Here is a 6,000-nt window from a genome sequence, read left to right on the forward strand (position 1 = left end):
GATTATTGTTGGTGAACCTGCCCCTACAGGAATTATGGTCAATTCACCGGACACGATATGATTCAACCGTTCTCCCTTTCAATTTTTTGCCGCAACTCCCGAATGACTGTACTTGTAGGGCGATCGCGCGACATTTGCCAGCATTCCTCGACAATTTCTGATACATTAAAATTGGGAAAATAACGGCTAACTGAATTTTCGACATATCGATCGTTTTGCAAGTCGTAAATTCTGAGCTTATTTTTCTTAAACAGCCACACTTCAGGCACTTGATAAGGCAAGTAATCATCTAAATCCGTGTAGCTAGTTACGTCTACTTCGATTACTAGATCCGGCGGCGGTTCAACACCCCAAGCAATCCGATCTTTACCAATAATTGTCGCACAACTATCGATATAAAAACAATAATCTGGTTCAATTCCTCTTACCTCCGGCAAATCCATCGTAATTGGTGTAAAAGCTTCATAATCTCGCCCCAAGTAATCTAGGAAAACCATTGCCACCATTGCAATAATATGAGATTGTTTTCCGTGTACTGGTAAAGGGGACATTAATAAAATCTCTCCTGGTCGATATTTGATGCGCGGAATTGAACGATCGCCCAATTGTGCTACAAGTGATTGGTAATCCTGCCAGTTTGCGGGAAATTTTATAAGTGTTCCTGGGGGCAAATGAATTTTTTCTGGCGTGACAACTGCAAACATAAAACTTATACCTCCTGACTGAGGATGTGTGTTTTAAACAACTAAAAGCTATTATCAATCTATCTGCTTCACCACCTCCCAGGCCAACCCTAGCACCTCTGCAATTTGCTCATCCTTCAATCCCAACTGTCGTAATTTACCAACCATTTCAATTTTAACTTGATTCGTGCCATCCTGGTAGTCGGGAGTCGGAGGCTGACTTTTATCTGGGGTAGGAGTGGGTAGTTCTGAGCAGCCATTGATATAATTAATTGTATTGCTATCACCAAAATTAGTAGTGTTGCGATCGCCAAAATTTATATTCAGATTTAATTTCCGTTCTAGAACAGATTCCAGATTCCCTTTATCAACTGGTTCATCAAAAGCATTAGATAGCATTTGCAAAAGCTCGTAACCTACATCCTTAGCATGACCCGCCGTACACCCGTAAGTATCTGCAATATCAGAATACTTTTGTCGATTGAGTATTCCCTTGATAATTTTACGCTGCAAGTCATTTAGATGTTTGCCTGTCTTCGCACTGAGCACTTTATCTACAAATTGCAAGATATGGGCAGTGTCCATCAGTAGGGGGGTCGGAGAACTATAGTTAGTATACCCGACTTTATCCGTCTTTATCCGTCTTTATCCGCCTTGCATAGCGATTTTAGAAAGACCCGTCTTTTTCCGTCTTTTTTCGCTTTGCAGTTTTGAGCGATCGGTTTAAGATACGGAAGAGCAAAAAAGCAGCTTCGTTAGAAGATTGGAGACATATCATGAGCTTCGTGTACAGAGACATAACTGGGACTGGTACGGAAAGTGGGCAGTACGAGGTCTTGGTTAATGGAAGTGAAGTAGGCATTATTATTCGACAAGGCAGTTCGTGGCTAGTAGCTAAACCTAATAGTAATAACTACGAGAGTCAAACATTCCTCAACAAACAAGAGGCTGCCCAACATCTAGCAGACTTGGCTGAACTTAGTCGGGTCGAAGATGAAACTATTATGATTTATAAGGCACAAGAAGAAAATGAAATTGATAGGATTTATGTGGAACGAGAAGGAGTAGCTCATATGGAATGGTTGCTCTCCGAATTTGGAGAAGATGTATTTCCCGATCGTGATTAATTCATTGGCTGATTTTCAGTTTTCTGGCGATCGCACTTGCTTTTTTTACTGATAGGCGATCGCCCCTTACTTTTCTTATGGATAGGCGATCGATAAGGAGTGGGGATGCGATCGCACCTTTCTTTACCAAAAATCTAATTTTAAACAGAAGTACGATCGCCCTTCCTCCACCTCTTCAACAACTCCGGCGTCACCAACCCTTGCGGAAAAAATATCGTCCCCAAAACAATCAGCAATCCAAAAATAATTAACCGCCCATCCCGCAGAAATTGCGCCAACCAAATCGGCAATCCCTGAATAGTCGCCATCCCCCTCAAAACCTCCGGTAAAGCAGTAAACACCATCCCACCCAAAACTGCTCCCAGAAACGTTCTGCTACCACCAATCAACACAGAAGTCAAGTAAATAATACTAGCATCAAAAGTCCCTTGACGCGCGTTCCAAGTATTCAAAAAATGGGCACTAACTGCACCCACAACCCCAGCTAAAACAGCACCTAACGTGAAAGCCAAAACCTTATAAAAAGTTGGGTTAATGCCGATCGCATCAGCCGCCAACTCATCAGCCCGAATCGCCGCAAAAGCCCGCCCCACCCGAATCCGTTCCAGCCGATAGACAATCGCCATACTCACCAACAGTAAAGGTAGTACAATCCACAAATACTCGATCGGCGTCCCAAACGGTTGCGGAATCCCAAAAATGCCCACAGCCCCGCCAGTGATATCCAGATTCAGCGATAAAACCCGCAAAATTTCCACAAAAGCAATAGTTGCGATCGCCAAATAAATCCCACTCAACCGCAGCGCCGGAATTCCCACCAAAATCCCCAGCAACCCCGAAACAACCCCTGCAATTATCATCTCCACCAACAGCAATGGTAGAGGAAACAAACCCCCTGTCGGCTTAAACACCGTCGTAGACAAAATCGCCGCAATATACCCACCCAACGCATAAAAACCAGGGCTAGCCAAAGACAACTGTCCAGTCATTAAAGGCAAATATAGCGACATTCCCAACATTGCACCCAACAACATCGAGACAATCAAAAACCCGTAAGTAGTAAAAAATGCAGCCATAATTTTATTTTAAATAATAAAAATACTTAAATACCAACTTCATCTCAAATCCAGTCCCCTCATAATAATTCATTTCTCTCTTCTCTTTCTCTGCGTTCTCTGCGTCCTCTGCGGTTAAATCATTCCGATATAATTAGTTTCTTTAGGGGGCAATCCCCCGTGGCCGTTGGTGCGTGCGAAGCGTCGAACCATCGCCCCAATTTTAATCACCTAATTATCTCTTTTACACCTTTTGAATCAAACGCCGACCAAACAAACCCTGCGGTCTAACCAATAGCATAATAAACAATATGGCAAAAGCAACAGCATCCTTATAAGCCGAAAAATCTCCCGGCACAAAAGCCTCCACCAAACCAATGATAAACCCACCCAAAACTGCCCCAGGAATACTCCCCAACCCACCCAGCACAATCACCGCCAAACCCTTCAAACCAAAAGCAATACCAAAATACGGCCCAGCAATACTCACACTCGAACCCACCAAACTTCCCGCCAAACCAGCCAGAAAACTGCTCACAAAAAACGTCAAAACAATGTATCTATCAGTATCAATACCCAACAGACTAGAAGTAGTAGCATCTTCAGCCACAGCCTGCATTGCTTTGCCAAATTTAGTAAAATTTATTAAGTAAGTTAAGACAGCCACAATCGCAACTGATACCGCAAAAATTACTATTTGAACAGTCCGAATCGGAATTGGTTTATCCGCCGTCCCAAAGTTAATGGCAGCGGGCAAATAGCCGTAAGTGTTAGCAGGAAAAGTGTAAATTTCCGCCCCTACAAGATATTGGATAAGATTGGCGATCGCAACTGCCACACCCAAACTAGAAACCACCGTCAGCAGAGGATCAGAGAGTCGGCGGCGCAAAGGTAAAAAAGCAATTCGTTCAACAATTACTCCTACCAAACCAGCCATGACACTTCCCAAAATTAACGCCACAGCAAAAGGCAACTGCAGGGGAATTCGAGCATTAGCCCACAACCCATTAAAACCGAAAGTACCTCCCATCAGCGCATAGGTGAAATAAGCACCCAAAGTAAATACTGCACCGTGAGCAAAATTAATAATTCCCAGAATAGAAAACACCAGCGTGTATCCCAAGGCAAAAATAGCATACACGCTGCCGATCGACAAACCATTCAAAAATTGTTGCAAAAACAGAGTTAAGTCCATCACCAGTTAGAGATTCGGCATCAACATTAAATCATTCAAAAACAAACAGCATACAATTTTTACTCTGATTTCTGACTTCCCCCCAAAGGGGCAGCGGGGTTGACCTCAGACTCACACTCAATAACTCATCCGTGTATCCGTGTTAGAATCCGTGTAGTGCCTTCATTTCAAAAATTCAAACTTACCATTATTTCCATCAGCATCCATTTTTATCTGTGCCACATAAAACTCTTTCTGATTAATCTCACCTTCAGGCGTAAAAGAAATTTCCCCCAAAGGCGTATCGTACTGGCCACCCAACAACTGCTGATTCAAATTTGTACGCAACTCTGCCAATGGCTTTTCGCTAACCTTAGACTTAGCATTAATTGCCTTTAATGACTCAACAAAAACTTGTACACCAGTAAAAGCTTGAGCGCTAAACTGAGGCGGTTCTTTCTTGAATTGGGCGCGATAAGCATCACGAAAAGCCTTATTAATCTCATTCTGATATTCCGGGCTGTAGGCTTGGGCAATCAAAACCCCATCGCAAAGAGCCTTGCAAACAGGAAATACATTAGAAGTATTCAGACCGTTGCCCCCAATGATAACGCCTTTGTAACCCAACTCCCGCAATTGCTTAATTAAATTGCCTCCATCCGCGGCCAACCCAGAAATAATGATTAAATCCGGCTTGACATTTATCCCATTAGTGGCTTGAGATTGGAAATCTGTATCAGTAGTCAAGAATTTTTGGACTGTTGCCAATTCCAGTCCCATATCTTTAACCGTTGTCTGAAAAGTTTCAGTCTCAGATTTGCTAAAAGCATCATTCTGAGCAAAAAACACGGCTACTTTCTTAATATTGGGATTTTGCTTGAGGGCGGCTTTAACTGCATTTGGTGCTACCACGGCCACAGGCGCAGAGACTCGGGCCACATAATCGCCAATCTGGGGAATGCCTTTAGCCGTGTTGGAGGGGCCGAGTACGGGAACTTTTGCTCGATCGGCGATCGGAGCGGCACTAAAAGCTTGCTGTGACAGAGTTGGGCCCACAATACCAACCACCTGATCCTGATTGATCAGAGTATTGAAAGCATTGATCGTCCCTTGTTCGTCTCCACCGGTATCTTGGAACACCAGTCTAATCGGCGTCCCATCCACACCGCCCTTATCGTTGAAATACTTCTCAGCAATTTTCGCGCCAGCCACCTGTTCCTGACCCAGTAAAGCCACATTGCTAGTTTGCGCCACCCCAATACCTATAGATATAGTGTTGGAACTCCCCCCAGGCGAACCCTCTGGGGAAGCACCGGGAGATGGCGAAGTCGCCGGAGATACTGTAGTAGAGGTTTGGGGAGTGTTCGTCTGACTGCAAGAAGCCAGCAGCAGTGAAGCGCAGGTAATGAATAAGCCACTAGGGCGGGCTGTAGGTTTTTTCATAAGCGGGCGATCGAACATCTATATATAAAACAGCTACACGTAGAGATATTCTACCCATGCGCGGTAGATACTCCCCTCAAAAGTCCAATCTTGCCCAAAAAAAAGACCCCTTCCCGGAAAAAGGAGTCAGCCAGCGGAGGCAGGATCGGAAATCAGTAGCTCAAACCCTTGGTGTGTATAGTTTCCAAAAAAAGTCAAAAATATTTTCACAAAACGCTTGACAACTCTGGGGAGAGTTGATACATTAATAAAGCGCCAGAAGGGAAGCGGTTCAAACAACCGCGAACTAAAGGTAAAAAACTGAACCTAGAAAAAAGAATAGTTTGAAAGCTTAAAGCAATATTAACCTCGTCAAAAAATTAAGATTGAGAGTAAAGGCATCGCTGATACTCAATATCGCAAACAACGAGAAAAAAGTCAAGGGAAAAAAGCCAGCCTTTGTGCTGAGTAGAAAGAACTTGACCTAAGCCAAAAAAAACAATCCAACACGGAGAGTTTGATCCTGGCTCAGGATGAAC

At 43.7% G+C, this 6,000-nt stretch carries 7 protein-coding genes; 1 reads left to right on the forward strand and 6 read right to left on the reverse strand.

Annotated features, from left to right (window positions below):
• Positions 1 to 62 precede the first annotated feature (62 nt).
• Both QUB39_RS11760 and QUB39_RS11765 read right to left on the reverse strand, forming a co-directional pair.
• Positions 63 to 704: a Uma2 family endonuclease gene (locus QUB39_RS11760; protein ID WP_333053626.1), complete on the reverse strand. Its 642-nt coding sequence runs from the start codon at positions 702 to 704 to the stop codon at positions 63 to 65.
• Positions 705 to 758: 54 nt separating this feature from the next.
• Complete coding sequence (locus tag QUB39_RS11765; RefSeq protein ID WP_333053627.1) at positions 759 to 1,268, reverse strand: hypothetical protein; 510 nt, start codon at positions 1,266 to 1,268, stop codon at positions 759 to 761.
• 191 nt (positions 1,269 to 1,459) lie between these two features.
• On the opposite strand from QUB39_RS11765, the gene QUB39_RS11770 reads away from it, so the two are divergent.
• Positions 1,460 to 1,810, forward strand: coding sequence for a hypothetical protein (locus tag QUB39_RS11770; RefSeq protein ID WP_333053628.1), 351 nt, complete (start codon positions 1,460 to 1,462; stop codon positions 1,808 to 1,810).
• A gap of 1 nt (position 1,811) precedes the next feature.
• Here QUB39_RS11770 and QUB39_RS11775 read toward each other — a convergent pair whose 3' ends face one another.
• From QUB39_RS11775 to QUB39_RS11790, 4 genes are all read right to left on the reverse strand, one after another.
• Positions 1,812 to 1,940 (reverse strand): hypothetical protein, encoded by a 129-nt coding sequence (locus QUB39_RS11775; RefSeq protein ID WP_333053629.1) that lies wholly within the window; start codon positions 1,938 to 1,940, stop codon positions 1,812 to 1,814.
• A 10-nt stretch (positions 1,941 to 1,950) separates the two neighbouring features.
• Positions 1,951 to 2,886, reverse strand: a complete 936-nt coding sequence (locus tag QUB39_RS11780) for a branched-chain amino acid ABC transporter permease (protein ID WP_333053630.1) — start codon at positions 2,884 to 2,886, stop codon at positions 1,951 to 1,953.
• A gap of 223 nt (positions 2,887 to 3,109) precedes the next feature.
• Positions 3,110 to 4,060: a branched-chain amino acid ABC transporter permease gene (locus QUB39_RS11785; protein ID WP_333053637.1), complete on the reverse strand. Its 951-nt coding sequence runs from the start codon at positions 4,058 to 4,060 to the stop codon at positions 3,110 to 3,112.
• 162 nt (positions 4,061 to 4,222) lie between these two features.
• Entirely contained in the window at positions 4,223 to 5,482 is a 1,260-nt protein-coding gene (locus QUB39_RS11790; protein ID WP_333053631.1) for an ABC transporter substrate-binding protein, read from the reverse strand.
• Between the last annotated feature and the right edge of the window lie 518 nt (positions 5,483 to 6,000).

This window comes from Microcoleus sp. AT8-B5 (genome assembly GCF_036705565.1).
Taxonomy (GTDB): domain Bacteria; phylum Cyanobacteriota; class Cyanobacteriia; order Cyanobacteriales; family Microcoleaceae; genus Microcoleus.